This window comes from Glutamicibacter ardleyensis (assembly GCF_014644555.1).
Classification (GTDB): Bacteria; Actinomycetota; Actinomycetes; order Actinomycetales; family Micrococcaceae; genus Glutamicibacter; species Glutamicibacter bergerei.
In genome coordinates, this window is the sequence record NZ_BMKX01000007.1 from 74217 (window position 1) to 101108 (window position 26892).

Consider the following 26892-nt stretch of genomic DNA (forward strand, 5'->3'; position numbering starts at 1 on the left):
GTTGCGGCGCTCTTCACGCCGTCCCGGCACGGTGCCGGGCAAAAAATATGCCCCTGTACTTCTCACTTGGCCCAAAGGGCGCAATGTAAGAGTTAGGGGCTCTTACGACCAAAGTTTACCGAAACGATTAGTGAATCTCGAGTTGCACGTCACGGTGTCGCCCACGCAGGCCATAAGCGACAACCAGAAACGCTATTCCGGCGAAGACCACGGCAATGGAAACAACGTACAGGGCAATGACTCGGTATCCCTGATCCGGATTGAGGAACGGGTACGGAACCCATCCATCGGACGCTCCGCGAACCAGCACGACTCCGGTCCAGAGCATTGGATAAATCAGCAGCAGCGGCACCGCCCGGTAAGACAAAAAAGTACGGTCCCTGGCCAAGAGCCAATCGGCCAGAACTAGCAGTGGCCCAAAAATATGCATAACCCAGTTCGCCCATGGAAGGGGCACCCCTCCTGCAGCGCCTAAGGGGGCCAGCAAGGTGATGTAGATCAGTCCGACGACAACCATGCATACGCTCGCCAAAGCACGCAGGCCCACAACCCAGCGAGGCGTCGAAGCACCTTTGGCAAGGCCCAGCAACCCTGCGATGAGCCCGACAATGACCACCACCAGATTCGACTGGATGGTGAAGTAGCCAAAGAAATTCAGCGGTAGCACCGGGCCCCGTGAGGCAGTGTCGGCGTAGGTCGCCACGATAGCGCTTAGGGTGACCAGTGCCCACAGTATTCGAGCGAGGTTGAGATAGCGTATGGTGATTTGAGGGGTCTTCACCCTCAAAGACTATAACCAGCGGCTACCGCATCCAATGGTTTATTCGTAGCGGCCCGGAGATTCCTGAACATTGCCGGTCATCAAAAACCGCCCAGGAGAACCCTCACAATGCAATAATTGTCCCAAAATCAGCCAAGAACTTGACTCTGACACAGTGTGAGAGCGGAGAACTAAAGTATGTTATCCATCGGGGCGTTTGCACAGATCGGTCAGGTAACCCACCGCATGCTGCGGCATTGGGACACCGCCGGCCTGCTCAGACCCGCCCATGTAGACCCGTTCAGCAGCTACCGCTCCTATGACCCCTCCCAGCTTCAGCGCTTGCATCAGATTGTTGCGCTGCGTGATTTGGGATTCGGGCTCGAAGAAATTTCTTTGATCTTGGATCAGGGAGCAAGCGCAGGAAAAATAGCCGAACTTCTACACATTCGCCAGGCTCAGGTTGAGGCCGAGCACCATCTAGCCACGCAGCGCTTGGCCGATGTGCAGCGGCGTCTGCAACTGATCTCCAAGGAGAAGCTCATGTCACGCATTGAAATCATCCACAAGCCACTGCCCGCGGTGCGCTTGGCAGCAGGCCGCTTCACGGTGGCCGAGCAACCTGAAATCGCCGGTCGAGTCGGCCCGCTCTTCGACAAAATCGCGCAATCCCTTCACGGCCAAAGCCTTTCCACGCCGATTGCGCAGTACAACGGAACCGAGGATGGAGTAGAGGTCATTGCTGGATACGCCACGAGCGCTCCGAGCCTGACCGGTGTCGAGATCGTCGAGCTTCCTGCTGTGCCCGAGGCCATCTGCGGGGTGCACCTCGGAGCCATGGACAGCATCCATGAAAGCTGGCAGGCCGTGCACGAAGAAGTCTTGGCCCGCGGCTTGGTTCCGACCGGTCCGTGCCGCGAAGTCTACGTGCGTGCTGTGTCCGAAGACCAAGGCGATTGGGTGACCGAACTGCAGCAGCCGGTCAGCGTAGCTTAGCCAACCAGCTGGTGCGGTGATTCTAGTAAATCACCCACCACGCTGTGCGCGGCACCGATCAGGGCCCCGGTCTGCCCCAGCGGAGAAAATCTCAGCTTTGCTTGGCCGGCAATGCTTGGTGCATAGGTTCTGAGGCTGCTCGTCGTAGCCGGCAGTAGCCACCGCTCTAGCGCGGCGAAATGCCCGCCGAAGACCACGGTGGATACGTTGAATAGGCGCATCGCCGATGCCACGGCAACCCCCAGTGACTTACCGGCGTCTGCCACGGCAATGTTGGCCGGCTCCTGCCCGGATTCCAACGCTTGGTAGAGACGCTCAATGCGCTGCTGACGCGAGACGCCACGGGCAGCCACCCCAAGGTTTGCCGCGGTCAGGATGGCTTCCTGTCCGGCAACCGTTTCTAGGCATCCGCGGCCACCGCAGCTGCATGACTTGCCTTCTGGTTGGACCACCACGTGTCCCAGCTCGCCGGCATGGCCCTGCGGGCCGGCAAAGAGTTCGGCATCGATAATCAGACCGCCGCCAATGCCCACCTCGCCGGAGACGAAGAGGAAATCGCGTTCGGCTGGTTCCATCAGCTGTTGCTGGGCCAGCGCCGAGGCGTTGGCCTCGTTAAAGAGGCGGAAGCGGGTCTTCGTTTCGCTCAGTAGTTTTCGGACGTCCAAGGTTTGAGCTTCCCAGCCAAGGTTTGGCGCCTGGAGCACAGTGTAGCTCTTCTCATCGACCAGACCTGGCACTGCGAGCCCACCGCCAAGGATCTTCAGATCCTGGGCCTCGGCCGCCTGCTGCATTTGGCTGCTTAGCTCACTCAGTGCATCGATGACTTGTTCAGCGTTAACCGCACGGTTCAAGCGCGGAACAATCTGGTGTGTCAGCAGTTTTCCAGATAAATCTACTAGCCCGGCGGAGATGTAGTCGACGTTGATTTCCATGCCGATCACACAGCGTGCGGGGTTTAATATCAGGCCCACCGAGGGCCGTCCACGTTCTCCGTCTCGGTGCACTCCGATTTCAATGATCAATCCGCTTTCCAGCAGGTCAGCGACCAGACTGGAGACTGAGGCCTTGGTGAGTTTACTGCGCGTTGCAATGTCCGCACGAGAGAGTCGATGCTCGCTGTGGGCACCGGCAATGACCGCTAAAACCCTTGCCAGGTTCGCCTTGCGCACATCCCCCACATTTCCGGGCGCATTCGAAGGTGCAGGCTGGGCTTCAGCCGTTGTTTTGCGCATGCCTGCTCCTTAGAAAATCTTGGCCGGCTTGTTGCCGTTTCCTATTGACTCTAACTCATCGCTAACCATATAGTTCAGGATATAAACTAAATGGTGAAAGCCACACTCTCTCGATCCAAGGATGTATCTAATGACTCTCCAACCAACCGCCGCCGACCGCTTCACTTTTGGCCTGTGGACCGTGGGATGGACCGGCGCCGATCCATTCGGTGTCGCCACCCGCAAGAACCTGGATCCAATCGAAGCCGTCCACCGGCTCGCCGAATTCGGCGCCTACGGCGTCACCTTCCACGACAATGACCTGATTCCTTTTGACGCCACCGCTTCCCAGCGCGAGCAAATCTTGACCGACTTCCGTGCAGCGCTAAAGGAAACCGGCCTGAAGGTCCCCATGGTGACCACCAACCTGTTCAGCCACCCGGTATTCAAGGACGGCGGATTCACCTCGAACGACCGCTCGATCCGCCGTTTCGCGCTGGCCAAGGTGTTGCACAACATTGATCTGGCTGCAGAGATGGGCGCCGAGACCTTCGTCATGTGGGGCGGCCGTGAAGGTTCCGAGTACGACGGTTCCAAGGACCTGGCTGCGGCACTGGATCGTATGCGCGAAGGCGTAGACACCACTGCTAGCTACATCAAGGAAAAGGGCTACAACATGCGTCTCGCGTTGGAGCCAAAGCCAAACGAACCACGCGGCGACATCTTCTTGCCAACCGTCGGTCACGGCCTGGCCTTCATCGAAAAGCTGGAACACGGCGACATCGTTGGGCTTAACCCTGAGACCGGCCACGAGCAGATGGCTGGCCTGAACTTCACCCACGGCATCGCTCAGGCACTCTGGGCAGGCAAACTGTTCCACATTGACCTCAACGGCCAGCGTGGCATCAAGTACGACCAGGACCTGGTCTTCGGTCACGGCGATCTGACCAGCGCATTCTTCACCGTTGACCTGCTGGAAAATGGCTTCCCAACCGGTGGCCCGAAGTACGACGGCCCGCGCCACTTCGACTACAAGCCATCACGCACCGACGGCTACGACGGCGTGTGGGACTCGGCGAAGGCCAATATGTCCATGTACCTGATGCTCAAGGAACGTACCCAGGCCTTCCGCGCAGACCCAGAAGTCCAGGAAGCTATGAAGCTCTCCGGCGTCTTCGAGTTGGGCGAGAGCACCCTGAACGCTGGCGAAACCGCGGCGCAGCTGATGAGCGACGCAGCAAGCTTCGCTGACTTCGACGCCAATGCGGCCGCGCAGCGTAACTTCGCGTTCATCCGCCTGAACCAGCTGGCTATCGAGCACCTGCTCAACGCCCGCTAAATCACTCACCCCACCCACCGCAGAAAGCAGCCGAAAATAATGACGCTCGTTGCCGGCATCGACTCGTCCACTCAATCATGCAAGGTGGTCATTCGCGACGCCGCAACGGGCGCTCTAATCCGCTCTGGACGCGCCTCACACCCCGAGGGCACCGAAATTGACCCGGAGTTCTGGTTCAGCGCACTGCAAGAAGCGATCGCTCAGGCCGGTGGCCTGGACGACGTGGAGGCGGTCTCGGTGGGTGGGCAACAGCATGGCATGGTGGTACTCGATGAGTCTGCCACCGTGATCCGTCCTGCGCTGCTGTGGAATGATACCCGCAGCGCGCAGGCGGCTATCAACATCATTAATGACGCGGGCCAGGGCGATGTGGAAGCGGGCGCCAAATACTGGGCGCAGCGCACCGGCACCGTTCCGGTCTCCTCCATCACGCTGACCAAGTTGCGCTGGCTGAAGGATCACGAACCAGAAAATGCGGCGAAGGTCGCCGCCGTCTGTCTGCCACATGATTGGCTGTCCTGGCGTCTGGCCGGTTACGGTCCGGGTAGCGGAGCCGAAGGTCTGGCCGCCCTGCGCACCGACCGTTCGGATGCCTCGGGCACCGGTTACTACCGTGCCACCGAAAACACTTATGACCAACAAGCGCTAGAGCAGCATCTGGGCCACGCCCCAATCCTGCCTAGCGTTGTGGGACCACTAGATTCCATCGGCCGCACCGAGACAGGCACCCTTATCGGCCCGGGCGCTGGCGATAACGCCGCCGCTGGACTGGGCGTCGGCGCCAAGCTAGGAGACGTAGTCATGTCGCTGGGCACCTCCGGTACGGTGTTCGCCGTGACCGATGCTCCGTCGGCAGATGCCTCCGGGCTGGTGGCCGGCTTCGCCGATGCCACCGGAAACTACCTACCTTTGGTATGCACGCTCAATGCCACCCGCATCTTCGATGCCACCGCCAACCTATTGCAGGTGACTCTGGAAGAAGTCAACGACCTGGCCCTAGCCGCCAGCCCTGGGGCGGACGGGCTAACCTTGCTGCCGTACTTTGACGGCGAGCGCACCCCCAACCTGCCAGAGGCCACAGGTTCCTTGCACGGAATTACCCGCGCCAACTACACCGCGGCCAACTTGGCCCGCAGTGCCGTGGAGGCAGTGATCTGCTCACTGGCCGACGGCCTGCATGCTTTAGAAGCCCAGGGGGTGCGCGCACAGCGCATCATCCTGATCGGTGGTGGCGCGCAGTCCCGAGCCGTGCAGCAGATCGCTTCGCAGGTCCTAGGATTGCCCATCATGGTTCCGACCCCAGGCGAATATGTGGCAGATGGCGCTGCGCGCCAGGCCGCCGGTGTACTGGCCGGAGCATTCCCGAAGTGGACTCAGGACACCGTCCAGGTAGCGGCGTTAGAACCAACACCGCAGGTACTTGAACGCTACCGCGCACTGGTTTCCAGCCAGTGGCTGAATAAGTAAGGACTAACTGTGCAGTTACGTGAGAAGGAACTGAACTGGGCAGGGAATCTTGCATACGGGGCCAAGGAACTGCTCTACCCCACCAGCATCGAACAGTTGCGGGAGCACGTGCATGTAGCAAAATCTGTGAAGGTTTTGGGCTCGCGTCATTCTTTTAATGACATCGTCGATACCGGGGAGCTGATGATTTCTCTGGCCAAGATGCCAGCAGAGATCAAAATTGATCCGCAGGCAATGTCCGTGCGAGTCAGTGCCGGCATCACCTATGGCGCGCTGGCCGACGTGTTGCAGGAAGCAGGTTTCGCCCTGCATAATCTCGCCTCACTGCCACATATCTCGGTGGCCGGCGCGGTGTCTACCGGCACCCACGGTTCCGGAGAAACCCACGGTAACCTCGCGACCGCCGTCAGCGCAGTAGAACTGGTACTGGCCGATGGTTCGCTGATGACCGTGCAGCGTGGCGACGAAGATTTCAATGGCATGGTTGTCGGATTAGGTGCGCTGGGCGTATTGACCCACCTCACCTTGGATATCCTGCCAGCCTTCGAAGTGCAACAGACCGTCTTTGAGGATTTGTCATGGGACAAGGTCCTCAACGACTTCGATGCCGTCCAGGCTTCGGCCTATAGCGTCAGCCTGTTCACCGATTGGAGCGGGGACCATGTAGGACAGACCTGGCTCAAGCGACGCGTGGGTGATGCACTGGTTGACGATATTGATCAAGGCAAATTTGATGGCCTGCCGGCAATTGCTGCAGTGCACCCGCTGCCTGGAGCCGATGGGGCGATCTGCAGCATCCAGTTGGGTGAGACAGGGCCTTGGTCGGACCGACTAGCCCATTTCCGCATGGATTTTATGCCCAGTGCCGGTGATGAACTACAGAGCGAATATTTGGTTCCGCGCGAACACGCGGTGGCAGCCATACAAACAATTCGTAAGCTCTCACCGGTCATCACGCCCCTACTGCTGATCTCCGAGGTGCGTACCATTGCCGCCGATGAGCTCTGGCTCAGTGGAAACTACGACCGTGATGGCATCGCCCTGCACTTTACCTGGAAGCCGCAACAGAAAGCTGTCGAGGCGATCCTTCCGCAGATCGAAGAAGCCCTGGCGTCGTTTGCTGCTCGACCGCACTGGGGCAAGCTCTTTGCTGCCCAAGTTTCCGAGCTCGGCAGCCTGTATCCGAAGTTTAATAACTTCATTGCGCTGGCTGACCGGCTAGATCCTGCGGGCAAGTTCCGCAACGAATACCTGCGTCGTACGGTGTTCGGAACCTAAGCGCACGCTGGTCTTGCCCGGCTCTTGAAAGTGGTCATGTGGCGCTGGGCAGGCTCACCGGTTTTTGCTTTAGATCCATCCACGTTCTTCGGCGAGCAACACCGCTTGTTGGCGGGTAGCAACGTTCAACTTGGCCAGAATTGCGGAGATGTAATTGCGTACGGTTCCGGGGGCAAGGCTCAGCGAGCGAGCGATTTGGCTTGTGGCTTCACCACGTCTCCCCGCGCGCAATACGTCCAGTTCCCGCTCGGTCAGCGGGCTTCGTTCATCACTGAGCGCATCGGCGGCAATCTCGGGGTCTACGTAGCGTGCCCCCGCCATGACACGGCGGATAACCTCGGCTATCTCGTTGGCGCTTCGCGACTTTGGCAAGAACCCACTAACCCCGGAAGCCAGAGCCCTGCGCAACACTCCGGGGCGGGCATGCCTGGTCACCACAACACAGCGTGTGGCGGTCAGCGTGGTGCGCAGCCGGTCGGCCACCTGAACACCGTCAAGTTCTGGCATCTCCAAATCAAGCAGACAGATATCTGGCTTTAGTTTCTCTGCCATGACAACAGCTTGCGCACCGTCGGCGCATTCGGCAACCACCTCGATGTCGTCCTCTAAAGACAACAGGGCCGCCACCGCCGAACGAATCATTACTTCGTCATCTGCGATTAAAACTCGGATCATTATTGTTCTTCCTTAGAGTTCAAAGCTGGCACCAGCACCACGATCGAGAACTCATGTTTTCCACGGTGTACCTGAACCGAACCATTAGCCTCGGCCACACGGCGGCCGATCCCTTGTAAACCGGACCCCTCAACGTTGCCTGCAGTCTCGGCGGCCCGATCATTAGTGATCTCGTAGCGCCACTGTTCTGCCTCACGTTGTAATGACAGGTGCGCGCGTTTCCCGGCGCCGTGACGCAGTACGTTAGTTGTTGTTTCGCGAATGATCGGTCCGAGAGTGGCAGCGGGCGCCAGGTTCGCCTCGGCAGACACCGTGGCGTTAACCGAGGTGCCGGCGGCGCGGAGTAGATCAACCGCATTATCAATCTCGTCGCGCAGCGGAACACCACGGAAGCGCATAGCCAGATCTCGGGTGCCCTGCTGGGCTTCGGCGACACTGGACCTGGCCAGCCGCAGCTGTTGTAGCGCCGCTTCCGGGTCACGCGCCAGCAGCCGTTCGGAGAGTTCGAGCTGTAACGCGATCACCTGAAGGTGATGTCCTTGTAAATCATGAACATCGGTGGCAACCCGCAGTCGCTCTTGGGTGGCCCCTAACCGTGATTCCGCCGCCCTGGCGCGGTCAAGCGTGGCCAGCACGTCCCACCACCATAGCGAGCTGGCGGTCATGGCAGGCAGCAAAATGGACAGGAATCCCAGGGTCCACCAACTTTCGCCGCTCCCCCCGTCAGCGGAAGTCACCGCTCTCAGGTCGATGAACCACAGTCCGCCTAGCAGCACCAGCGCCACGATCACTAGACGCAGGCGCACCCCGCGAGGCCAGTTGAGCAGCATCAGAGATTGCACGAGAGGCACCGCGCCAACCACCCAGAGCCCGCTGAGCAGGCCCGCCGTGAGCGCAAAGGCCACGGAAATAATCAGCGGAAGAAGCATGGCGCGCCACTGCGCAGCGGCTCCGGCCGTTTCATCTCGACGCCGGTACTGCACCATCAGCGGCACGGTGGCGGCGCACCACACCACTCCTCCGATAGCCATGATTACGACGGAGGATGGGCTCTTGCCCAGGTTGGCTTGCGCCCCGATCCATAGGGATACGACCATGAGCTGAAATACCAGCAAGCCTGCCACCGTGTACCACCAGGTGACGGTGATTCCCGTTCTCAGCCTGCGCGAACCAATCGATCCGGGGCCGAAGTTCTCCGTCGAATCGGCAGGTAAAGGAGCACTCATTTCTTCAGTATACGGGGATGACATTTGTCATTACCTAAACATGCAAAGCTCCCTGTCACAAGTGACATTTAGGCACTTACCGTGACGCTGAAAACGCGATGAAATTGTATTACACACACATCCAACAACTCACGACAGGAACAATAATGAACCTCATCGAATCCTTCCAGGACCTCATCTCCCAAGTCCCAGAACTCGCACAGCCACTGATCGTTGCCCTCGCCAGCGCAGTGCCCTTCATCGAAGGCGAAGGTGCGGCAACCATCGGCATTCTTGGCGGAATCAACCCGGTGGTCGCCGCCATCGCCGCCATCATCGGCAACTTCATCTGTGTGGCGTTGCTTGTACTACTGGGTTCCGGCGCCCGCACCGCACTGGTCAACCGCAAACGAGCCAAAGAACCTATCGCAGTAAATGGTGCCAACCGCACCGAAGACGCACAGCTCCGCGGAAGTATTGCGCCGGTAGCCGCGGACAGCGAACGCAAAGCCAACCGCCGCATGAAATTCCAGCGCGCATTCGAACGCTACGGCGTGCCAGGGGTGAGCTTGCTCGGCCCACTGCTACTACCCACGCACTTCACCGCCACCATGCTCGCTGCCGCCGGCATCAACAAGGCACGCATCCTCATCTGGCAGGCAGTCGCAATCGTCGGCTGGACCGCCGTGCTGTCCATCTTTGTGGCCAGCGTCGTCAACGTCGCAGCCTAGGAAAACCCGGCAAGGTCAGCGCGCATGGGTAGTCGGTGACACTACGTCTAGACTAGAAGGCATGGCATTAACTCAGCTGACCGTCGTGGATACCGCGGTCGATATCCTGCAACAGTTTGGGTTAGCTGACCTCTCCATGCGGCGTTTAGCCAAAGAACTCGAAGTTCAGGTTGGCGCGCTGTACTGGCATGTAAAGAACAAACAAGAGCTACTGGCTGCCGTTGCCGCAAAATTATTGAACACCGAGCAGCTACGTGTCATCCCAGAAAATTTTGCAACACCCGCCGACGCTGTTTTGCAGCTATGCCGCAAGTTGTACTTGGCTCTGCTTCCCATCCAGGACAGCCCAGAGGTGATCGAAGTAGCCAGCGCATTGCAAGTTGAGCAGCTCAACCCGGTTCTGCAGCTACGCGACCTACTTCACTCTGCAGGTTTGTCCACAGAGGATGCCCGTTTTGGTCAGCAGCTACTGCTCAACCACATTTTAGGTTCGGTGGCCTACCGTCAAAACCTTGTGCAGTTGGACGTTGATGCACCACAAAGTGACGGTTTTGATTGGGGACTGCAGCGCGCAGTTTCTGGTCTTTTCTCACGCGACTAACCCCACTAGAAGAACCTAGCTCAGTCGCCCGCCGGAGACCTCTAGGTAGCACGAGGCACACAGAGACTCGTACCAGACGTCTTCCCCGTCGATAGCCACCTGGTCGCCGTCAAAAACAACCTGGTCCCCCACCCGGCGTGTGTTAAACATTGCCTTGCGTCCGCAACGGCAAATGGTTTTTAGCTCTTCCAAGGAGTGCGCAAGCTCCATTAGTCGCGCGGAGCCCGGGAAAGCATGGGTTCTAAAGTCCGTGCGGATTCCGTAGGCAAGGACCGGAACATTGTCCAGCACGGCAATGCGCAGCAGGTCATCAACCTGCTCTCGGGTCAAGAACTGCGCCTCGTCGACTAGCAGGCAAGCGACCGGGGGTGAATCAACGTGGGTGAGAAGAGCTTCTGGATCCTCTCCGGAAGCTATCGCAGCGAACTGCTGACGCACATCGCCTTGTGGGCTAATCACGAAGTCAACCTCGCGTTCAAGCCCTAACCGGGAAACTATCGAGGCCTCCCCCTTGGTGTCGACGCCGGGCTTGGCCAACAAGATCCGCTGGCCGCGTTCCTCATAGTTGAAGGCAGCCTGCAATAAGCTCGTTGATTTGCCCGAGTTCATTGCCCCGTATCGGAAATACAGCTTGGCCACCATTGCTCCTCGAAGGTTGCTGTGCCTGCTATCTAGCAAGCCCTTTATGATCTTAGTGCCCGCAACAGAATTCTCCAGTGAACTGGCTCCGCGGGCCTCGGTTTGCCCAGGCTAGGCCGAAGGTTGCTTCTTGCCGGCAAAGACCAGCTTGTAGAGCACCGACATGACGATGACGAACGGCACTCCGAAGATCAACGTGTACTTGAATTCCGGTACGAAGAACGAGGTCACCAGCAGTCCTGCCAGTAATACCGCACCAAATAGTGAGGCGGCCGGGTATCCGGGGAGTTTGTATTCCAAGACAACCTGCTCTCTGTGCACCTTGCGGCGGAAAGCCACATGGGTCACCAAGATCATGAACCAGGTAGCCAAGGCACCAAAGGTAGCCAGTGACATCATGATGCCAAATCCACCCTCTGGAACCATGGCGTAGACCAGTGCAGCCACGGCAATTCCGCCAGCAGACATCCACACAGCGTGGATCGGGGCACCGTTGCTGCTGGTTTTATGGGCTAGGCGTGGTGCATGACCGGAGTCAGCCAATGAGTGCAACATGCGAGTAGCGGCGTAGAGCTGCGCGTTCATCGCCGACAGTGCGGCAATGATCAGCACGAAGTTCAGCACCGAGTCGGCAAAAGGAATTCCAACCTGGGACATCACGGTGACAAACGGAGAACCACCGGAAATGAGTTCACTGGTGGGCGCCACCGCGAGGATCAACGCCATGGTGAATACGTAGAAGAGCAGCAGGCGCAGGAAGGAAACTTTGAAGGCCTTGCGCACCGCAATTTTTGGGTTGCGGGCCTCGGCCGCGGCAATCGAGATAGCTTCGATGCCCATGTAGGAGAAGATCGCCACGATCACCGCACTCCACATACCGGAGAGCCCATTGGCGAAGAAGCCGCCCTCGGCGGTGTAGTTCTGGAAGCCGAACTGGTCATTAGAATCATGGAAGACCAACCACAGAGCAATGATGATGAAAGCGACCACGGCGAAGACCTTGATCGCGGAGAACCAGTATTCGGTGGTGCCGAAGGTTTTCACGCTGGCGAAGTTCACCGCAAGCAACACTACGGAAAAGAGGATCACCCAGAGCAGTCCGGGAATTTCGGGGAACCAGTACTGCATGTATTCACCCACGGCGCTGACCTCGGTACCCACCGCGAAGATTAGCGCGGACCAGTAAAGGTATTTCGTCAGGTACCCAGCGAACCGTCCCAGGTAGCGTTCGGCATAGACTCCGAAGGATCCAGCCACCGGCTGCTTAACCGTCATTTCGGCGAGAGCACCCATGACCAGCAGCGCTACGACTCCACCAATCAAGTAGCTGACGATCACCGATGGGCCGGCCATGGAGATGGCCAATTTGCTGCCGGCAAACAGTCCCGTGCCGATCGCGCTACCCAGGGCGATCATCGACATCTGGGCCGGTGTTAATGACTTCTTTAGACCCGACCCGGAATCAGTGACGTGTACCGGTTGCTTGCCCAACGATGCTCCCTTAGACCTATGCGAACAGCGCGACATTGATGGATGCCACGCTGTTATTAAGGGTACGCTGGCGTAAAATCGCTGGATTCTCGGGTCGCTGACCCAAAGGTCAGTGAATTTTGCGCTATGTCACGGCATTTCGTACGGTAAACTCCTCGCGCTGCCATGCCCCAGTGTGCAGAACTTCACGCAGGATCTCTACCGCATCCCAGATATCGGTGCGACTCAGGTAGAGCGGCGTAACCCCAAAACGCAAAACTGCAGGCTCTCGATAGTCACCGATGACCCCTCGGGAAATGAGCGCAGCGATAATTTCATAGCCGTTGGGATGGCTGAAACTGACGTGGCTCCCGCGGCGAGCATGATCCCGTGGGGTGATCAGTTCCAGCCCGTACCCGGCACAGCGGGTTTCAACAAGTTCGATAAATAAGTCCGTCAGTTCTAGCGAGTTCGCCCGGACCTTGTCCATTTCCGCTTCAACACTGATATCTAGACCAACCTCAATCATGGCCATTGAGGTCACCGGCTGGGTGCCGCACATGAAGCGACGCACGTCATTGGCTGGCGTGTAACTCTCCGCCATTGCGAATGGCGCCTGGTGGGACCACCAGCCGGACAGTGGCTGCCAAAAACGTTCGTGATGGCGCGCGTTGACCCAAATGAATGCCGGCGATCCGGGGCCACCGTTGAGGTATTTATAGGTGCAACCTACCGCGTAGTCAGCGTTTGCGGCGTTCAGCGCAACGGGCACTGCACCGGCAGCATGTGCCAGATCCCAAATCGCCAACCCGCCGGCCTGGTGAACCGCCTCGGTAATAGCAGCCATATCCCACATGGCGCCGGTTCGATAGTTCACGTGCGACAGGGACACGAGCGCGGTGTCGTCTCCTAAGGCTGCAAGCAGCTCGGTTTCGCTATCAATCAGTTTCACTTCGTAGCTGACGCCAGTTTCAGCGCCGACAGAGTTGAGCAGGTCTGCCAGGCCCTCTGCGATGTAAATGTCTGTGGGGAAGTTGTCGCGTTCGGTGATCAGCACCCGGCGGTCTGGGCCATCAACCTGCTGAATGCGAAGTGCCGAGGCTAAAGCCTTAAAGAGGTTAAGGCTGGTGGTATCGGTAACCACGGTTTCACCCGGATTTGCGCCGAGTAGCTGGGCCAGCTTGTCGCCTAAACGCGTAGGAAGTTCAAACCAACCGGCATCGTTCCACGAGCGGATTAGGCCGTGGCCCCATTGCTGGGTGACGACTTGCGCGGCACGCTCTGCGGCTCCATGCGGTAACGCTCCGAGAGAGTTTCCATCCAGGTAGATGACGCCTTCGGGGAGTTGAAAGCGCTCACGGAACCGGATCAGCGGATCGTTGGCATCTAGCTGCGCTAGGGAAGCTCGGCTCAGTTCAGTTTGCACGGTTTCTCAGTTCTTCTAGGAATACTTCTTATCTCTTATCGTAGAATCAGTGACGAAATACTTCGATTGATTTCGAAGAATAGCCAAGAAATGAGAAATATTTTCGTGAAAAGTTCACTTTGGTCGGTCCAGGGCGAAGCCGTACCGCATCCTATTCGCGTCGATGAGATCGATTTGGCGATTCTTTCCGAACTTCGAACCGACGCCCGCATTGCCAATAATGTGCTCGCGGCCAAGATTGGTCTGGCGCCTTCGACCTGTTTGGGTCGAGTCAAGGCGTTGCACCGCGCCGGGGTCATCCGCGGATACACCGCGCTTATCGACGAAAAGCTTCTCGGTGTCACCGTCAATGCCATGATCTCTGTGGTGGTTGCTCCGGCGGCACGTGACCGGCTACTTGCCTCAGCACGGACCCTGCAAGAGCTAACGGAAGTCAAAGATGTTTTTGTGCTCGGCGGTACACCGGATCTCTTGGTGCGAGTTGCCGCCCGCAGCATTGATGACCTGCGCACCTTCGTGGCGACGCATCTCGGCGCCAACCGAGCTTTTTCTTCCACGCAGACGGCAATCATCTTTGAGCATTTAAGCTAAGCACCCACCGCGACAGGGACCGGTAGCACGCTAACGACCACCCGATCACCGGGTAAAAACTCTTCAGAAGCTTCGTGCTGTACTGCAATTTCGGATTTTGGGGCCGCGAGGCGCACCAGGGTGCGCCGAAGGGATCCAAGGAATCCTGAAGAAATCACCACACCGTCCAATGCTGGTCCGATATTTTCACCGGCACGGAGAATTCGCAAATGTTCGGGACGTACAAAGGCGGTGACCGCTTGCCCGACCTTTGCATTCCCCATCTTGGCAACCGGAATACTCTGCCCGTGGACCAGCACGTGCTGGTCATCTTCAATTAGACCCGGAAGTTTGTTTGAAATTCCCACAAAGTCAGCCACAAAGGCGGAGACGGGGTGGCGGTAAATCTCTTGAGGGGTGTCGAATTGCTCAATTCTTCCCTGATTCATCACCGCCACACGGTCCGAGATCGCGAGTGCTTCTTCCTGATCGTGAGTCACGAATACCGTGGTGATGCCCAGATCGGTGACGATTGCGCGAATTTGTTCACGAAGTCGCACCCGCACTTTAGCGTCCAACGCGGACAGCGGTTCGTCCAGCAATAGCGCGCGAGGTCGGGTAACCAGCGCACGAGCTAGAGCCACACGCTGTTGTTGACCTCCAGAAAGCTGCGCGGCAAAGCGATCGTCAAAACCGCTCAGCCCCACAAGTTCCAGGGATTCTGCCACTCGCTGTCGGCGAACGGACGCCGAAATCTTGCGCATCCGTAAACCAAACTCCACATTCTTCTGTACTGTCATGTGCGGAAATAGAGAGTAGGCCTGAAAAACCATCCCAATATCGCGTTTGTTGACCGGAATTCCCGAAACGTCCTGCCCATCAATGAGTACACTGCCCGAAGTGACGTCTTCAAGGCCAGCCAAACAGCGCAACGCAGTGGTTTTCCCACAACCCGAAGGCCCTAGGAGACAAACTAGTTCACCGGGTTTCAAGCTCAGGTCTACCGAGTGTAGAACCGTTGCCTGCCCGTAATCCTTGCGAACTTGCAACAGCGCAATACCACTGGGAGCTGCCGGCGTGGGAGTTGGACTCGGAACAGCGAAACTATGCGACATAAGATTTTTCCTTGGCTGAAGGCGTGCGTACTTTACTGTTCCGGATTCTGGAGCCGGCTCCAGAAACTGTAGCGAGCAAAACGAACATGATGATCAATGACAACAGTGAAACGAGCACGGCGATGAACGGGTTCGTTTGAGAGATCTGGAGCAACCCCGTCTGAAAGGTCGTCCGGCTAAGCAACGAAGACACCGTAAATTCGCCCATCACGATCGCAATCGTCAATAGTGAGGCCGAAAGTAGACCACGGCGTAGCCCCGGAATAAGTACTCTGGTGAACACCGCAAACCAAGTTGCTCCTAAAGACCTCGCAGCCTCGCTTAGTACCCGTGCGTCCATTCCCTGCAGATCTGCCATGATCGCCCGATAGGTGAAGGGCAACACCAAAACACCATAGGCAAGAAACAGCGTCCATTCCCCAGAACCTAAACTTTTGCCTAACAGCCGATAAATCGGCGCAAAGCCCACAACTAATGCAATCGCCGGAATGGCGATGGGTAGCACCGTGAGCAGATCAAGGATTCGTTCAAACTTTGGGAAGCGAAGATGAACCCAGATAATAGTTGGGGCAAAAACTCCAAGCACTAACACCAACGTGAGCCCACTGAGCACCGCTGAATTGCTCAGCCCGTTGGCTAGCACACGATACTGACGGCTATCGCCGATTTCTCCCAACGCAAGCCAGTGCTCAAAGCTATAACCTCCACCCGGTGAGCGCAGCGTAAATTCGGTCATGGCAAACAGCGGAATCAAAAAGATCAGGGTGACGCCCCAGAGAATCACGCGACGCAGCCATTTCTGCGGTGGAGTTGCTACACGACTCATTGTTGCCACCTTGCCGCTCGTTTCATCAACGCGCTGTAAAGCACCATCGCAACCGCCATGACGACGATCATGCCCAAAGCCAGCACACCGGCAGAATTTGCGTTTGAGGCGCCGGTTTCACCAATCAAGGCTGCCCTGATCTGCAATGGCACAATTTGTGCACCCTGGCTGATCAGCGCTGCAGCTGTGGCATACGAGGAGAAAGAATTCGCAAACAAGAGCAACAGGGCACCCAAGAACGAGGGCGCAAGCACCGGGAAGCCGATGTGCCGCCAGTATTGGCATTTATTGGCACCCAAGGTGGCGCTCGCCTCCACCCATTGCGGACGAAGCCGTTCAATAGCTGGAAAGAAGGTAATGACCATCAAAGGAATCTGGAAGTACAGGTACGGACCAATCAGGCCCGGCAGCTGATATAACCAGACACCGTTGGCATAAATATCAAAGTTCAATGTTTCCTGCATCCACAGGCGAAGAATGCTTTGCGCACCCATGGTCGCAATGAATGCGAATGCAAGCATCACACCGCCAAACTGGGCCAGTACCGAGGAAGCGGCGTCCACCATCCGGCGTACCGCACTGTCCTGATTCACCCCGGTTAGCGCCCAGCACACCAGTGCCCCGGCCACTGCGCCAACCACAGCGGTTAGTGCGCTGAGCCCGGCCGAGGCCCCGAAGGTGTCCCAGACGGCAGGGTTTGAATACACCGAGAAGTTGGCGAGCGTAAATTTTCCTTGCCCGTCTCTAAACCCGCTACCCACCGCCAAGACCGTGGGTAACCCGAGGAACGCGAGGATGTAGACGCTGAACGGGGCCAGCCCCAGCCATGCGAATTTTCGTTTCAGTGAGAACCATTGCTCCTTGGATCCATGAATTTTTCTGTTTGGCAACGACTACTTTGTCAGCGCCGACCAGCGCTCGGTCAGCAATTTATTTGCAGCGTCGGTGTCATCCACGGTTGGGGTGATCCAATCAGCGGAAGTTGTGCCGAAGGTTGCACCATCAAGCAGAGCCTGGTCAACGGCGCCCGATTCCTTCAGCGCATCCACACGCACAGGAACCGAATTGCCCTCGAGGAACAACTGCTGGGCTTCGTCCGAGAAAATCCATTCCTGCCACAGTCGCGCAGCGGCTGGATGCGGGGCATCATTGCTGATCGCCTCGTTGTAAAAGGAGACGTAAGCAGCTCCGGGGATGATAGTGGTCTTAAAATCAGACTTCCCTGAGGCAGCTGCGATGTTGTTGAAGGACCAGTCGAAGACAACCGGGGTTTCACCCGACGCGATGGTGGCCGGGGTTGGGTCAACGGTGAGGAAGTTTCCTGCATCCTTCAACTTCTGCATCCAGTCAATACCCGCTCCAAAGTCTGCAACGCTTCCACCTGAGAGTGCCGAGATATTACCCACGGCAGCGAATGCCGCGCCAGCTTGGGTAGGGTCACCGTTCAGGGCCACGGCCCCGCGGTACATTTCGCCAAGCAGGTCATCAAGCTTCTTTGGCTCTTCGATGCGTGAGGAGTCATAGCCAACGGACATAATGCCCGTGTAGTTATTCACCCAAAGCCCTTCGGTGTCTTTATTGCCTTCAGGAATCGAGTCCCAGGTTTTGACCTTGTATGGGGCAAACTTATCGGTATTCGCCAAAGCCACAGCGGCACCCAGATCAAAAACGTCCGGGGCGGTGTCTTGACCGGCCTGGTTTTCGGCTGCCTGAATTTCCTCGGCAGAAGAAGCATTCGGGTTGGCCGAGTTGACGGTGATGTCGTATTTGTCTTCAAATCCGGTGATGATTGCCCCGTAGTTCGCCCAATCTTCAGGTAGAGCGATGACGTTGAGCTCTCCTTCTTCTTGAGCTGCGGAAACAAGGGCATCGAGCCCACCAAAGTCGGCGGCACTGGTCGCGGTGCTCGCATCAACGCCGTTGCCCGCTACAGCGGTTGCCGGTGGTTCAGCAGAGCAGGCGGCGAGCGTTGCAGATAAAGAAAGCACTACCGACGCTGAAAGCAATGAACGAAACTTCATAAGAATGGATCTCCTCAAGAGACGCACTTGTTTTAGGTGCGCGATTACTAGCAAAAGTTGGACAGATTTGCCCGGAAACCTTGATACAAGTTGACCGTAGCCATCGAACCTTGCTATTCAGAGTGCCCATGTTGAACTACCTGCTACGAGAAGGTAACGAGGAGAAAAACAATCCGAATGGATGAACCTTCAAGTTCAGCGAGGCGAGTCGCTAATGCCGAACTTGCAACGCGCGCCGGTTCTCATCTTCGTCTCATTTGCCTCGGACACAATGGTGGTATGGGTTTGGAAACGTTGCGTCGTATCGCACTTCTGGTCATTGTGATCGTGGTGGTGCTCTTGGGAATTCTCGGCATCCGGCAGGTCGTCGCGGATCCTTCGGATAAAGACTTAGGAAACGGCTTCATCATCCAGGACACGCACCCCTCTCCTTCGGGCGGTGAGCCAGGTATCCCCTCACCATCACCCACCCCCTCGACAACCCGGTCGGACAAACCCTCAAAAACTTCGATACCAACTCAAAGCCCGAAAACTAGTGCGCCTCCGGTGAAAAAATCGCCTACGGCCAAGCCGAGCAAGGCCCCTACAGTCAAACCAAAACCGAGCAAAAAACCAGTCGTCCCACTGCCACCATCGGCAAACAGCTACGATGACGATGACGATGACGATGACGATGACGATGATGACCTAGAGGGCGATGATGACGACTAAACGCTCATGGTCCATCCGTGCGCGGGTGCTCACCGGAATGCTGCTGGTTGTGGGACTGGCGTTGCTCTGCGCGGGGGCCGCCAGTTTCGCGGTTCAACGTCATGAATTGAACGAGCGAATCGATGACTCGTTATCACGCACCGTGCAGGAATTTGGGGTGCTCACCGAAACCGGGGTGGATCCTCGAACGCTGAAACGCTTTGAAAAAGCCGAAGATCTGCTCTACACCGCCATGCAACGCACGTTGCCATCCCGGCATCAAGGCATGCTGGGACTAGCCGATGGTGACGTCCGCTGGACCGCACCCGAAGTAGTGGAATTACGGCTCGAAGATGACCCTGAATTTCTCCAGTGGGCGCAACAGAGCAAAACAGATAGCCATATCCACCTAGGCACCGTCACCACCGAAATCACTACCTATCGGGCGGTGGTAGTTCCCGTGCAGCTTCCGGAAGACCCCAAATCGAGCGCCTTCGTCCTCGCCTATGATTATCACGCCGAGGCACGCGCCAATGACCGTAATATCTCGATATTTACGGCCGTAGGGTTCCTCGTCATGGCGCTGGCGGCGGGCGCCTCTTGGTTGGTCGTCAACCGGACACTGGAACCGATCCGACGACTGCAAACCACCGCACACCAGATCTCGGAAAGTGACCTGTCTCGGCGTATTGAAGTCACCGGAAACGATGAATTCGCCGAGTTGACGGTGACCATCAATGAGATGCTCGACCGTTTAGAAGACTCGCTCAAGTCACAACGACAGCTACTGGACGATGTTGGACATGAGCTACGTACACCGGTAACCATCGTCAGTGGACATCTTGAACTAATGGATGAAAATGATCCAGAAGACGTCACGCAGAGCAAAGACATTGCCTTGGACGAGATGAGTCGCATGTCCCTACTCATTAACGACTTAGTAATGCTCGCTAAATCAAACCGGACTGACTTCATCCAGCCAGCACCCACGGAAGTGGGCGCTCTACTAGATGAGATTTTGGACAAAGCCCGTGGCTTAGGTGACCGGCACTGGCGCATAGATTACCGCTGCGAATCTACCGTCACCCTCGACCAGACCCGCATTACCCAGGCGATGTTACAGCTCTGCGCTAACGCCATGAAGTTTTCCTCCGCTGGCACTCGCATCGGTTTGGGCAACGAAATACTGAGAGACGGACACGGTGAGACGTTGTTGCGTTGGTGGGTCTCGGATAACGGCGTAGGAATCCAGCCCGAAGATATCGAACGAATCTTTGAGCGCTTTGGGCGTGGAAAGAACTCGGTGCGCTCGGACGGTTCCGGTCTGGGGTTAAACATTGTTTCGGCCATAGCCACGGCCCATGGCGGTAGCGTCTGGGTAGATGCTGAGCCTGGGAAGGGCTCCACCTTCTATATCGATATCCCACTGACAAAACGAGGTACCGAAGTATGAGTCGTATCCTGATCATTGAAGATGAGCCACGTATTAGTTCATTTGTTGCCAAAGGCCTGCGCGCAGCGGGACTGACTTCTGCTGTGGCCGGTACCGGCCGTGACGGATTTGATTTGGCCCTCGAAGGCGACTTTGAGCTGATCATCTTGGATCTTGGGCTACCTGATGAAGACGGTTTCTCGGTGCTCCGACGAATGCGTGCGGCACATATTGATTCCCCAGTCATTATTTTGACCGCGCGAGGCAGCGTGGAAGACACCGTCACCGGACTGCAAAATGGCGCCGATGACTATATGGCCAAGCCTTTCCATTTTGACGAATTACTAGCCCGCGTGAGGTTACGTCTGCGCACAGAAGATAATGCGAGCGAAGCGTCGGTGCTCAGTCACGAGGATCTCGAAATGGATTTGTTGCGACGCCGGGTACTCGTGGCAGGAAAGGAAATTGAACTCTCAGCCCGCGAATTTGCGCTGGCCGAAGCCTTCCTGCGCAACCCAGGCCAGGTGCTCAGCCGCGAACAACTGCTCTCCAGAGTGTGGGGTTACGACTTTGATCCTGGCTCAAATGTGGTGGACGTGTATGTGCGCTACCTACGAAACAAACTTGGCGGGGAACGCTTCGAAACCGTTCGAGGTGTGGGCTACCGCCTAGCTAGCGCGCGTTAAACAAGCATTTCCCCGAGATATTCTCGGGGAAATGCTTGCCTAGGAGATCTAACTACGGACCATCGACCAGGGGCGCGTCGGGTGTGACACCGGGCCATGGCGCGTTCCGAAGCGTTGGGCCAAGAGTCGACTCCAGCGGTTGGCTGGGAGCTGAGGATGTAGCAATGCTATCCCGATACAGTACTTGGACATGCTGACCTCACGAATACCTAGTTCAGCAAGCGCCCGGTCGGAGACCCCACGGCCGTCTGCGGATTTGGTTTCCACCACTATCAGGTCCGGTCCTGCGATCTGTTTTTCATCGTTTGCGTAGTTCAATTCCACGTCGCAGGTGACTCGTTCACCGTCAATGGGATTCACGAATGTCGCTCGGGTGTAGGTGCTATCAAGGACCGCTGACAACGGTGGCGCTTCTTCGCCATATTCGCTGGCCAATACCTGGTCTAGGAATTCACGATTCTCTTCGCTGAGTTCACCGGCTTGCTCTGGCGCTTGTTCCACACGGTGTTTCACCGTTGCTCCACGGAGTCCTTTAGTTTTTATTTCAAACATCGACAGTCCGGTATCCGCGTATGTGCGGGAGCGGACCTTATAGCGTCGGCGACGCCCTTGGCGGTGGGCACGATACTGTTCAAAATCCTCGGTATCGAAGTACACAGACTCATAACGAAAGGTTCGTAGTCCGTCGATTTCCATGATTTTAAACTGATCCCCCAGCCGTTCAGACAATGCGGTGAACTCTTCTGGCGTCAGCAAAAATTTACGGTCCACACGAGTTTGCAATGCGGCTTCCGAGATCACCTCGGCTAGTCCGATTGGTGCTCGATCTACAACAGCATCTTCTAAGACCTCACGGGATAGCGAAGCCATCGCTTGCGCGGTCATTTCGACCACGACTCCTGTTTAGCCTCAGTTGCCGAAATTGGCGAGGCTTTTGCTAGCTCATAGGTACCACCGGACTCCACCGGCTGCTGCTGTGGTTTGATGTGCTTATTGGTCCGGAAGCGGACATCCACAATAGTCAGGTCACGGACCATGTCCAGTTCAACAACCACGGTGCGCAGTACCTTCGCGTTGAGCAGATCTTCTAGCGCAGCCACCAGATCTGGCTTTTGCGCATAAGCTTTCTCTAAAGTCACCGTCTGGCGTTCGGTGCGCGGTGCAAAACTTGGGTGGTCTGCCACATACATTACGAGCACCAAGGCGGCGGTAGCCGACGGCGCCAACCAGGCCGGGTCCGGATGCAGTCCATTAACCAGACCAATGGCAAGAGAGATGAAGTAGTAAGCGACTTCTTCTTGCGTCAGAGTATCGGAACGTAGTCGAATAATCGACAAAATACCGAAGAGACCCAGCCCAAGCCCCATCCCCGCTCCACTGCCTGAAAGCAACATGGTGACCGCAAAAATACCCATGCTCAGCGCAACGTAAGCCAATACCAAATCACGCCTGAAATGCCTGCGAAAATACACGAAGTAAACCAAGATGGTGATGCCGACGATGTTTGAACCTAGAGCCAGCCAGAACGAAAGCACGGTGGACTCCCTTCATTGTGATGAGGTGATGATTTGTTCTCTCAAATGAACTCTAGGTAAACAATATGAAACTAAAAGTAGAACCTCATGAGAACGCCCTCATATTTCAATCATCGGCGCTAAACAGTCCGAACACTGATGTTAATGGTTCAAAGCTCAGCGAGACACAGGTTGGTCAGATGTTTATGCTCGACCCCAAGTGGGCCCTGAACGCCGAAAAGTCATGAGGATTGGAGAGTCTTCCACGCACAGCTCTATGGGTCGCGTGCTTTTGGACAAAAAATGCGGACGAAAACTTGTAAGTTTTCGTCCGCATCTTTTGTCAGTTGTTACTCGGCTTCGATAGCTGCCTTTGCGCTGGAATCCGAATCGTTGAGGAACTTCTCAATGCGATCCACTTCTTCGCTTTCACCAATCGCTGCAGCCGCACGGCCCAGCGCGTAGAGCGAACGCAGAAAGCCGCGGTTTGGCTCATGGCGCCAAGGCACTGGGCCCTGTCCGCGCCATCCAGCCTTTCGCAGCGAATCCAGGCCACGGTGATAACCCACGCGAGCGAACGCGTAAGAATCCACGGTGCGACCCTCGGCATGAGCCTCGTTGGCGAGCAGAGCCCAGACCAGCGATGACGATGGGAACTTAGCCGCCAAGTCGATAGCTTCGTCTCCGGCGTCCAGACGCGCAAGCACGTCGGTTTCCTCCGGCAATAGTGTTTCTGGAATCCCCAGTAGGTTCTCTCCGACCATGTTTACTTCAGCGACTTTCCGGCGGAGCCTAGCTGACGCGATGCTTCGACAATGCGAGCAGCCATGGACTCTTCAGCCTTGGCGCCCCAAACGCGAGGGTCATAGGTCTTCTTGTTGCCGACTTCGCCGTCAACCTTCAGCACGCCGTCGTAGTTAGCGAACATGTGGCCGGCAACTGGGCGGGTGAACGCGTACTGGGTGTCGGTATCAATGTTCATCTTGATCACGCCGTAGGAAACAGCATCTGCGATTTCCTGCTGGGAGGAGCCCGAACCACCGTGGAAGACTAGGTCAAAGGGGTTAGCCTTGCCCAGCTTCGTACCGATCTGAGCCTGAATGTCCTTCAGGATCTCTGGACGGAGCTTCACGCCGCCTGGCTTATACACGCCGTGCACGTTACCGAAGGTCAAGGCCGTGATGTAACGACCCTTTTCGCCGGTGCCCAAGGCTTCGATGGTTGCCATGGCGTCTTCAACGGTGGTGTACAGCTTTTCGTTGATTTCGTTCTCTACGCCATCTTCTTCGCCACCTACGGTGCCGATTTCAACTTCGAGGATCTGCTTGGCAGCAGCGGTGCGTGGTAGCAATTCTGCTGCGATGCGTAGGTTTTCTTCTAGAGTCTCTGCCGAGCCGTCCCACATGTGGGAGTTGAAGAAAGGATCTCGGCCAGCGGCGACCTCTGCTTCAGACGCAGCAAGCAGTGGCAGGACAAAGCTGTCCAGCTTGTCCGCTGGGCAGTGGTCGGTGTGTAGCGCAATATTCACGCCGTAGCTCTTAGCTACCTGACGTGCAAAGGCGGCAAAGCCGAGCGAGCCGGTGACCATGTCCTTGACGGAGGCTCCGGACCAGTAGGCTGCGCCACCGGTGGAAACCTGGATGATGCCATCTGACTCAGCTTCTGCGAAGCCGCGGATTGCGGCATTCAGGGTCTGTGAGCTGGTGACGTTGACCGCCGGGAAGGCGTAACCGCCAGCCTTGGCGGCATCGATCATTGCATTGTACTTATCGGGGGTTGCGATAGGCATGCTTCACTCCTTGTGATTAGCGAGGGTGGACGCGTCGCCGTTGACGGCGTTTCTCACTCCATCCTATCGGCAGCAGGCCCTGACGTGGCATAGATCTCTGAACGTGACACGAGTTGCCAGCGATTTAACGAACAAACCGCGGGTGTTACCCGGACTAAAAACCGGCTAACACCCGCGGTATACGCTCACTTGCTACTTACTTTCAGACTCCGAGGTCTGCACATTATTGCTTGCGGAACCCGTGGATTCTGGAGCTACAGGGCTCTTAGATCCACTAGATTTCGAGTCTGATGGCGGCGCTACTGGAGGCTCAGGGGCTGTCTTCTCCGTCTCAGGTGCCGAAGGTACAGGCGCTTCCGTCTTCGGCGTCGAAGGCTTCGGTGTATCGGTACCGTCCGTTTGAGACTCCGAGCCTTCCGGCGCCGAAGGATCCTTAGTGCCATCGGTTGGTGACGGAGTTTTTGAGTCAGTCGGCGAAGGCGACTTGGTATCGGTAGGCGATGGCGTATTCGAATCGCTCGGCGACGGGGACTTAGACTCAGTCGGCGACGGCGAGTGCGAATCGCTTGGCCGTGGCTTAGGTTTAGGCTTTGGCACCACTGGGGTGTCGTTCTCTGGTACCACCACGTCAGGGTTCGCGCCCTGGTCGCGGTTTGGAGCCTGAGACTGTGGACCGTTTGAACCGTTGCCCTTAGGCGCACTGTTCGAGTTGACCGTCAGACGAGTCGAATCGATCATTGCGTTTGGCTGTCCGGCAATATTTGGAAGGTAGTTACGTGGATCGTGCCAACGGCCATCAACAATGACCTCGAAGTGTACGTGGCAGCCGGTCGAGTTCCCGGTAGTACCGGCGAGCGCGATCAGTTCACCCTGCTTGACCTCTTGGCCAATCTTGGCGACTAGCTTTGAGTTGTGACTGTAGCCGGTCTGCACGTTGTTTCCGTGATCAATGGTCACGCGCATACCCGAGTGCCCGTGCCAACCGGAGACAATAACCCGTCCGGCTTCACTGGCGTAAACAGGGGAACCGCAAGAAATTGGGTAGTCCTGACCGATGTGGATCTGATTTCCAGCACCGGTAGGGTTGCTGCGCCAGCCGTAAGGGCTGGAGATACGGCGGGTTGGGACCGGATGCATGAGTTGCAAGCCACCGGGTAGCTGACCAATGGCGCCTACGGCTCCGGCCAACAATGCCGTCTCAGTTTCGGATTCTGCTTCTTCGGAAGATTCCGCCGCTCCCTCAACCATGCCTAGCGGGCGACCATCAATGGCAAGCGCATGTCCCGATCCGCCGAAAGCGTTCAAAGGTGCATCTTGACTGACATAAACCGAATTGCTGAAATTTGCCTGTTCGGCGTTTGCGTCGATTGCAATGGGCATATTGCCCTGACGGTTATCTGCTGTCTGCGCAACGATAGGAATTGCGAGCGCTCCGGTGAGTCCTATAGCGGCCACCACAGAGGTAGCCCATACGACCAGACGTTTCCTTTTTCGGGGTAATCCGATAAGTAGTAGGTCGTGGTTTACCTGATGTCGCCGTTTCACTACAAGCCGCTCCCAGATCACGAATGCATAACCAAGGCCTAGCCTAAGCTGAATTCGGCAACTAATCCAGATGCTCGAGTAAACTTCTGCTTAAAAATCAGATGTTTAGACTTTTGTTAACTTATACGTTGCCCAAAGACGTGCCGGCGAACCCACGCGTGCATAGCTATCCCAGCTGCTGAGGCAGCATTTATCGAACGAGTTGAACCGAACTGCTCTATTGAAAGTGTGTCTTTTGCTGCCGCGTGCACCTCGGGGCTAAGCCCTGGACCTTCTTGACCGAAGACCAGAACGCAGTTTCGCGGCAGATCATAGGTTTCTAGCGGGACAGAGTCGGGGAAGATGTCAATCCCGATAATTGTCAGCCCTTCTCCCTCGGCCCAGGTTACAAATTCATCCACGGTGGCATGGTGGCGTACGTGTTGGTAACGATCGGTGACCATCGCTCCGCGGCGGTTCCAGCGTCGACGGCCAATAATATGCACTTCCTTGGCGAGGAACGCATTAGCCGAGCGCACCACGGTGCCAATGTTCATATCGTGTTGCCAGTTTTCGATAGCGATATGAAAATCGTGGCGGCGTTCGTCAAGATCTGCAATGATCGCGTCCATTGACCAGTACCGGTACTTGTCGGCAACGTTGCGCTTATCGCCCTCCGCCAATAGCTCGGGGTCGTAGTGCGTTTCGGTGGGTAGCTCTCCTTCCCAGGGGCCGACACCAATGATGTGTGCAGCTGCTGGGTCTACCATGGGTTCAACAGATTCTTCGTTCACCCTTTAAGGGTAGTTGTTCTGCGAGGTGTCCACGTTCACGGCGTTCTTGTTGTTTGCTGTGTAGGCTTTAAACATCAGGGAAGTTGATCGATGACGATACGTCCCACCATCACTGCCCAAGGAGGAATAACAC

The 26892-nt window shown here is 56.8% G+C and carries 27 protein-coding genes; 10 read left to right on the forward strand and 17 right to left on the reverse strand.

What is annotated here, in order from left to right; translation table 11 throughout:
* Positions 1–127: 127 nt before the first annotated feature.
* Entirely contained in the window at positions 128–781 is a 654-nt protein-coding gene (locus IEX04_RS13285; protein ID WP_096256278.1) for a Pr6Pr family membrane protein, read from the reverse strand.
* Positions 782–958: 177 nt separating this feature from the next.
* On the opposite strand from IEX04_RS13285, the gene IEX04_RS13290 reads away from it, so the two are divergent.
* Positions 959–1756, forward strand: a complete 798-nt coding sequence (locus IEX04_RS13290) for a MerR family transcriptional regulator (RefSeq protein WP_096256279.1) — start codon at positions 959–961, stop codon at positions 1754–1756.
* Here the strand turns inward: IEX04_RS13290 and IEX04_RS13295 are convergent.
* Positions 1753–2988: an ROK family transcriptional regulator gene (locus IEX04_RS13295; protein ID WP_096256280.1), complete on the reverse strand. Its 1236-nt coding sequence runs from the start codon at positions 2986–2988 to the stop codon at positions 1753–1755. The two genes, IEX04_RS13290 and IEX04_RS13295, sit on opposite strands and share 4 nt — an antisense overlap.
* Before the next feature lie 130 nt (positions 2989–3118).
* Between IEX04_RS13295 and xylA the strand changes: the two genes are divergently transcribed.
* Genes xylA through IEX04_RS13310 form a run of 3 tightly spaced genes read left to right on the forward strand, consistent with a single transcriptional unit; the run spans position 3119 to position 7051 of the window.
* Positions 3119–4306 carry a xylose isomerase gene (xylA, locus tag IEX04_RS13300; RefSeq protein ID WP_096256281.1) on the forward strand — a complete coding sequence of 396 codons (1188 nt, stop codon included), beginning with the start codon at positions 3119–3121 and terminating at the stop codon, positions 4304–4306.
* A 39-nt stretch (positions 4307–4345) separates the two neighbouring features.
* The gene (xylB, locus tag IEX04_RS13305) at positions 4346–5773 is read left to right on the forward strand and encodes a xylulokinase (protein WP_188686221.1); all 1428 of its coding nucleotides are present in this window, start codon (positions 4346–4348) and stop codon (positions 5771–5773) included.
* Positions 5774–5782: 9 nt separating this feature from the next.
* The gene (locus IEX04_RS13310) at positions 5783–7051 is read left to right on the forward strand and encodes an FAD-binding protein (RefSeq protein ID WP_096256283.1); all 1269 of its coding nucleotides are present in this window, start codon (positions 5783–5785) and stop codon (positions 7049–7051) included.
* Positions 7052–7120: 69 nt separating this feature from the next.
* On the opposite strand, the gene IEX04_RS13315 is transcribed toward IEX04_RS13310, so the two are convergent.
* Together IEX04_RS13315 and IEX04_RS13320 are read right to left on the reverse strand one after the other, a co-directional pair.
* Entirely contained in the window at positions 7121–7726 is a 606-nt protein-coding gene (locus IEX04_RS13315) for a response regulator transcription factor (RefSeq protein ID WP_188686223.1), read from the reverse strand.
* Positions 7726–8952 (reverse strand): sensor histidine kinase, encoded by a 1227-nt coding sequence (locus IEX04_RS13320; RefSeq protein ID WP_188686225.1) that lies wholly within the window; start codon positions 8950–8952, stop codon positions 7726–7728. The genes IEX04_RS13315 and IEX04_RS13320 overlap by 1 nt, the downstream gene beginning before the upstream one ends.
* Positions 8953–9098: 146 nt before the next feature.
* Here IEX04_RS13320 and IEX04_RS13325 point away from each other — a divergent pair, with 146 nt between their 5' ends.
* Positions 9099–9662 carry a small multidrug efflux protein gene (locus tag IEX04_RS13325; protein ID WP_188686227.1) on the forward strand — a complete coding sequence of 188 codons (564 nt, stop codon included), beginning with the start codon at positions 9099–9101 and terminating at the stop codon, positions 9660–9662.
* Positions 9663–9723: 61 nt separating this feature from the next.
* A complete protein-coding gene (locus IEX04_RS13330) occupies positions 9724–10263 on the forward strand; it encodes a TetR family transcriptional regulator (RefSeq protein WP_096256286.1) in 540 nt (179 codons plus the stop codon).
* A gap of 15 nt (positions 10264–10278) precedes the next feature.
* Here the strand turns inward: IEX04_RS13330 and IEX04_RS13335 are convergent, their stop codons facing one another.
* From IEX04_RS13335 to kynU, 3 genes are all read right to left on the reverse strand, one after another.
* Complete coding sequence (locus tag IEX04_RS13335) at positions 10279–10902, reverse strand: thymidine kinase (RefSeq protein ID WP_096256307.1); 624 nt, start codon at positions 10900–10902, stop codon at positions 10279–10281.
* 111 nt (positions 10903–11013) lie between these two features.
* Positions 11014–12393 (reverse strand): amino acid permease, encoded by a 1380-nt coding sequence (locus IEX04_RS13340; protein WP_229677146.1) that lies wholly within the window; start codon positions 12391–12393, stop codon positions 11014–11016.
* Positions 12394–12517: 124 nt separating this feature from the next.
* Entirely contained in the window at positions 12518–13798 is a 1281-nt protein-coding gene (gene kynU / locus IEX04_RS13345; RefSeq protein ID WP_096256288.1) for a kynureninase, read from the reverse strand.
* A gap of 105 nt (positions 13799–13903) precedes the next feature.
* Here kynU and IEX04_RS13350 point away from each other — a divergent pair, with 105 nt between their 5' ends.
* Entirely contained in the window at positions 13904–14389 is a 486-nt protein-coding gene (locus tag IEX04_RS13350; RefSeq protein ID WP_229677147.1) for an Lrp/AsnC family transcriptional regulator, read from the forward strand.
* Here IEX04_RS13350 and IEX04_RS13355 read toward each other — a convergent pair.
* From IEX04_RS13355 to IEX04_RS13370, 4 genes are read right to left on the reverse strand one after another with little or no spacing between them, the layout of a single operon-like run.
* Complete coding sequence (locus tag IEX04_RS13355) at positions 14386–15483, reverse strand: ABC transporter ATP-binding protein (protein WP_188686231.1); 1098 nt, start codon at positions 15481–15483, stop codon at positions 14386–14388. The genes IEX04_RS13350 and IEX04_RS13355 overlap by 4 nt on opposite strands.
* Entirely contained in the window at positions 15473–16309 is an 837-nt protein-coding gene (locus IEX04_RS13360) for an ABC transporter permease (protein WP_188686233.1), read from the reverse strand. Before IEX04_RS13360 ends, IEX04_RS13355 begins: the two co-directional genes overlap by 11 nt.
* Complete coding sequence (locus IEX04_RS13365) at positions 16306–17199, reverse strand: ABC transporter permease (RefSeq protein WP_229677148.1); 894 nt, start codon at positions 17197–17199, stop codon at positions 16306–16308. The genes IEX04_RS13360 and IEX04_RS13365 overlap by 4 nt, the downstream gene beginning before the upstream one ends.
* Before the next feature lie 3 nt (positions 17200–17202).
* A complete protein-coding gene (locus IEX04_RS13370) occupies positions 17203–18330 on the reverse strand; it encodes an ABC transporter substrate-binding protein (RefSeq protein WP_096256292.1) in 1128 nt (375 codons plus the stop codon).
* 177 nt (positions 18331–18507) lie between these two features.
* On the opposite strand from IEX04_RS13370, the gene IEX04_RS13375 reads away from it, so the two are divergent.
* From IEX04_RS13375 to IEX04_RS13385, 3 genes are read left to right on the forward strand one after another with little or no spacing between them, the layout of a single operon-like run.
* Entirely contained in the window at positions 18508–19041 is a 534-nt protein-coding gene (locus IEX04_RS13375; protein WP_188686235.1) for a hypothetical protein, read from the forward strand.
* Positions 19028–20473, forward strand: coding sequence for a sensor histidine kinase (locus IEX04_RS13380; protein ID WP_229677149.1), 1446 nt, complete (start codon positions 19028–19030; stop codon positions 20471–20473). Before IEX04_RS13375 ends, IEX04_RS13380 begins: the two co-directional genes overlap by 14 nt.
* Entirely contained in the window at positions 20470–21138 is a 669-nt protein-coding gene (locus IEX04_RS13385; RefSeq protein ID WP_188686237.1) for a response regulator transcription factor, read from the forward strand. The genes IEX04_RS13380 and IEX04_RS13385 overlap by 4 nt, the downstream gene beginning before the upstream one ends.
* Positions 21139–21186: 48 nt before the next feature.
* Here the strand turns inward: IEX04_RS13385 and IEX04_RS13390 are convergent, their stop codons facing one another.
* The 6 genes from IEX04_RS13390 to IEX04_RS13415 all read right to left on the reverse strand — a co-directional run bounded on the left by IEX04_RS13390 (position 21187) and on the right by IEX04_RS13415 (position 26735).
* A complete protein-coding gene (locus IEX04_RS13390) occupies positions 21187–22023 on the reverse strand; it encodes a polyphosphate polymerase domain-containing protein (protein ID WP_096256295.1) in 837 nt (278 codons plus the stop codon).
* On the reverse strand, positions 22020–22673 hold the full coding sequence (locus IEX04_RS13395; RefSeq protein WP_188686239.1) for a DUF4956 domain-containing protein: 654 nt from the start codon (positions 22671–22673) through the stop codon (positions 22020–22022). The genes IEX04_RS13390 and IEX04_RS13395 overlap by 4 nt, the downstream gene beginning before the upstream one ends.
* 329 nt (positions 22674–23002) lie before the next feature.
* A complete protein-coding gene (locus tag IEX04_RS13400; protein ID WP_096256297.1) occupies positions 23003–23416 on the reverse strand; it encodes a DUF3151 domain-containing protein in 414 nt (137 codons plus the stop codon).
* Between the two features lie 2 nt (positions 23417–23418).
* Complete coding sequence (fbaA, locus tag IEX04_RS13405) at positions 23419–24441, reverse strand: class II fructose-bisphosphate aldolase (protein ID WP_096256298.1); 1023 nt, start codon at positions 24439–24441, stop codon at positions 23419–23421.
* Between the two features lie 192 nt (positions 24442–24633).
* Positions 24634–25986, reverse strand: coding sequence for a peptidoglycan DD-metalloendopeptidase family protein (locus tag IEX04_RS13410; RefSeq protein WP_188686241.1), 1353 nt, complete (start codon positions 25984–25986; stop codon positions 24634–24636).
* A gap of 116 nt (positions 25987–26102) precedes the next feature.
* Positions 26103–26735 (reverse strand): TrmH family RNA methyltransferase, encoded by a 633-nt coding sequence (locus IEX04_RS13415; RefSeq protein ID WP_096256300.1) that lies wholly within the window; start codon positions 26733–26735, stop codon positions 26103–26105.
* Between the last annotated feature and the right edge of the window lie 157 nt (positions 26736–26892).

Bases quoted from the DNA above. Each gene is read 5' to 3' on its own strand.
- IEX04_RS13290 (WP_096256279.1), top strand. From the start codon at position 959: ATGTTATCCATCGGGGCGTTTGCACAGATCGGTCAGGTAACCCACCGC.
- IEX04_RS13295 (WP_096256280.1), bottom strand. From the start codon at position 2,988: ATGCGCAAAACAACGGCTGAAGCCCAGCCTGCACCTTCGAATGCGCCC.
- xylA (WP_096256281.1), top strand. From the start codon at position 3,119: ATGACTCTCCAACCAACCGCCGCCGACCGCTTCACTTTTGGCCTGTGG.
- xylB (WP_188686221.1), top strand. From the start codon at position 4,346: ATGACGCTCGTTGCCGGCATCGACTCGTCCACTCAATCATGCAAGGTG.
- IEX04_RS13315 (WP_188686223.1), bottom strand. From the start codon at position 7,726: ATGATCCGAGTTTTAATCGCAGATGACGAAGTAATGATTCGTTCGGCG.
- IEX04_RS13320 (WP_188686225.1), bottom strand. From the start codon at position 8,952: ATGAGTGCTCCTTTACCTGCCGATTCGACGGAGAACTTCGGCCCCGGA.
- IEX04_RS13325 (WP_188686227.1), top strand. From the start codon at position 9,099: ATGAACCTCATCGAATCCTTCCAGGACCTCATCTCCCAAGTCCCAGAA.
- IEX04_RS13330 (WP_096256286.1), top strand. From the start codon at position 9,724: ATGGCATTAACTCAGCTGACCGTCGTGGATACCGCGGTCGATATCCTG.
- IEX04_RS13355 (WP_188686231.1), bottom strand. From the start codon at position 15,483: ATGTCGCATAGTTTCGCTGTTCCGAGTCCAACTCCCACGCCGGCAGCT.
- IEX04_RS13360 (WP_188686233.1), bottom strand. From the start codon at position 16,309: ATGAGTCGTGTAGCAACTCCACCGCAGAAATGGCTGCGTCGCGTGATT.
- IEX04_RS13370 (WP_096256292.1), bottom strand. From the start codon at position 18,330: ATGAAGTTTCGTTCATTGCTTTCAGCGTCGGTAGTGCTTTCTTTATCT.
- IEX04_RS13375 (WP_188686235.1), top strand. From the start codon at position 18,508: ATGGATGAACCTTCAAGTTCAGCGAGGCGAGTCGCTAATGCCGAACTT.
- IEX04_RS13380 (WP_229677149.1), top strand. From the start codon at position 19,028: ATGATGACGACTAAACGCTCATGGTCCATCCGTGCGCGGGTGCTCACC.
- IEX04_RS13385 (WP_188686237.1), top strand. From the start codon at position 20,470: ATGAGTCGTATCCTGATCATTGAAGATGAGCCACGTATTAGTTCATTT.
- IEX04_RS13390 (WP_096256295.1), bottom strand. From the start codon at position 22,023: ATGACCGCGCAAGCGATGGCTTCGCTATCCCGTGAGGTCTTAGAAGAT.
- IEX04_RS13400 (WP_096256297.1), bottom strand. From the start codon at position 23,416: ATGGTCGGAGAGAACCTACTGGGGATTCCAGAAACACTATTGCCGGAG.
- fbaA (WP_096256298.1), bottom strand. From the start codon at position 24,441: ATGCCTATCGCAACCCCCGATAAGTACAATGCAATGATCGATGCCGCC.
- IEX04_RS13415 (WP_096256300.1), bottom strand. From the start codon at position 26,735: ATGGTAGACCCAGCAGCTGCACACATCATTGGTGTCGGCCCCTGGGAA.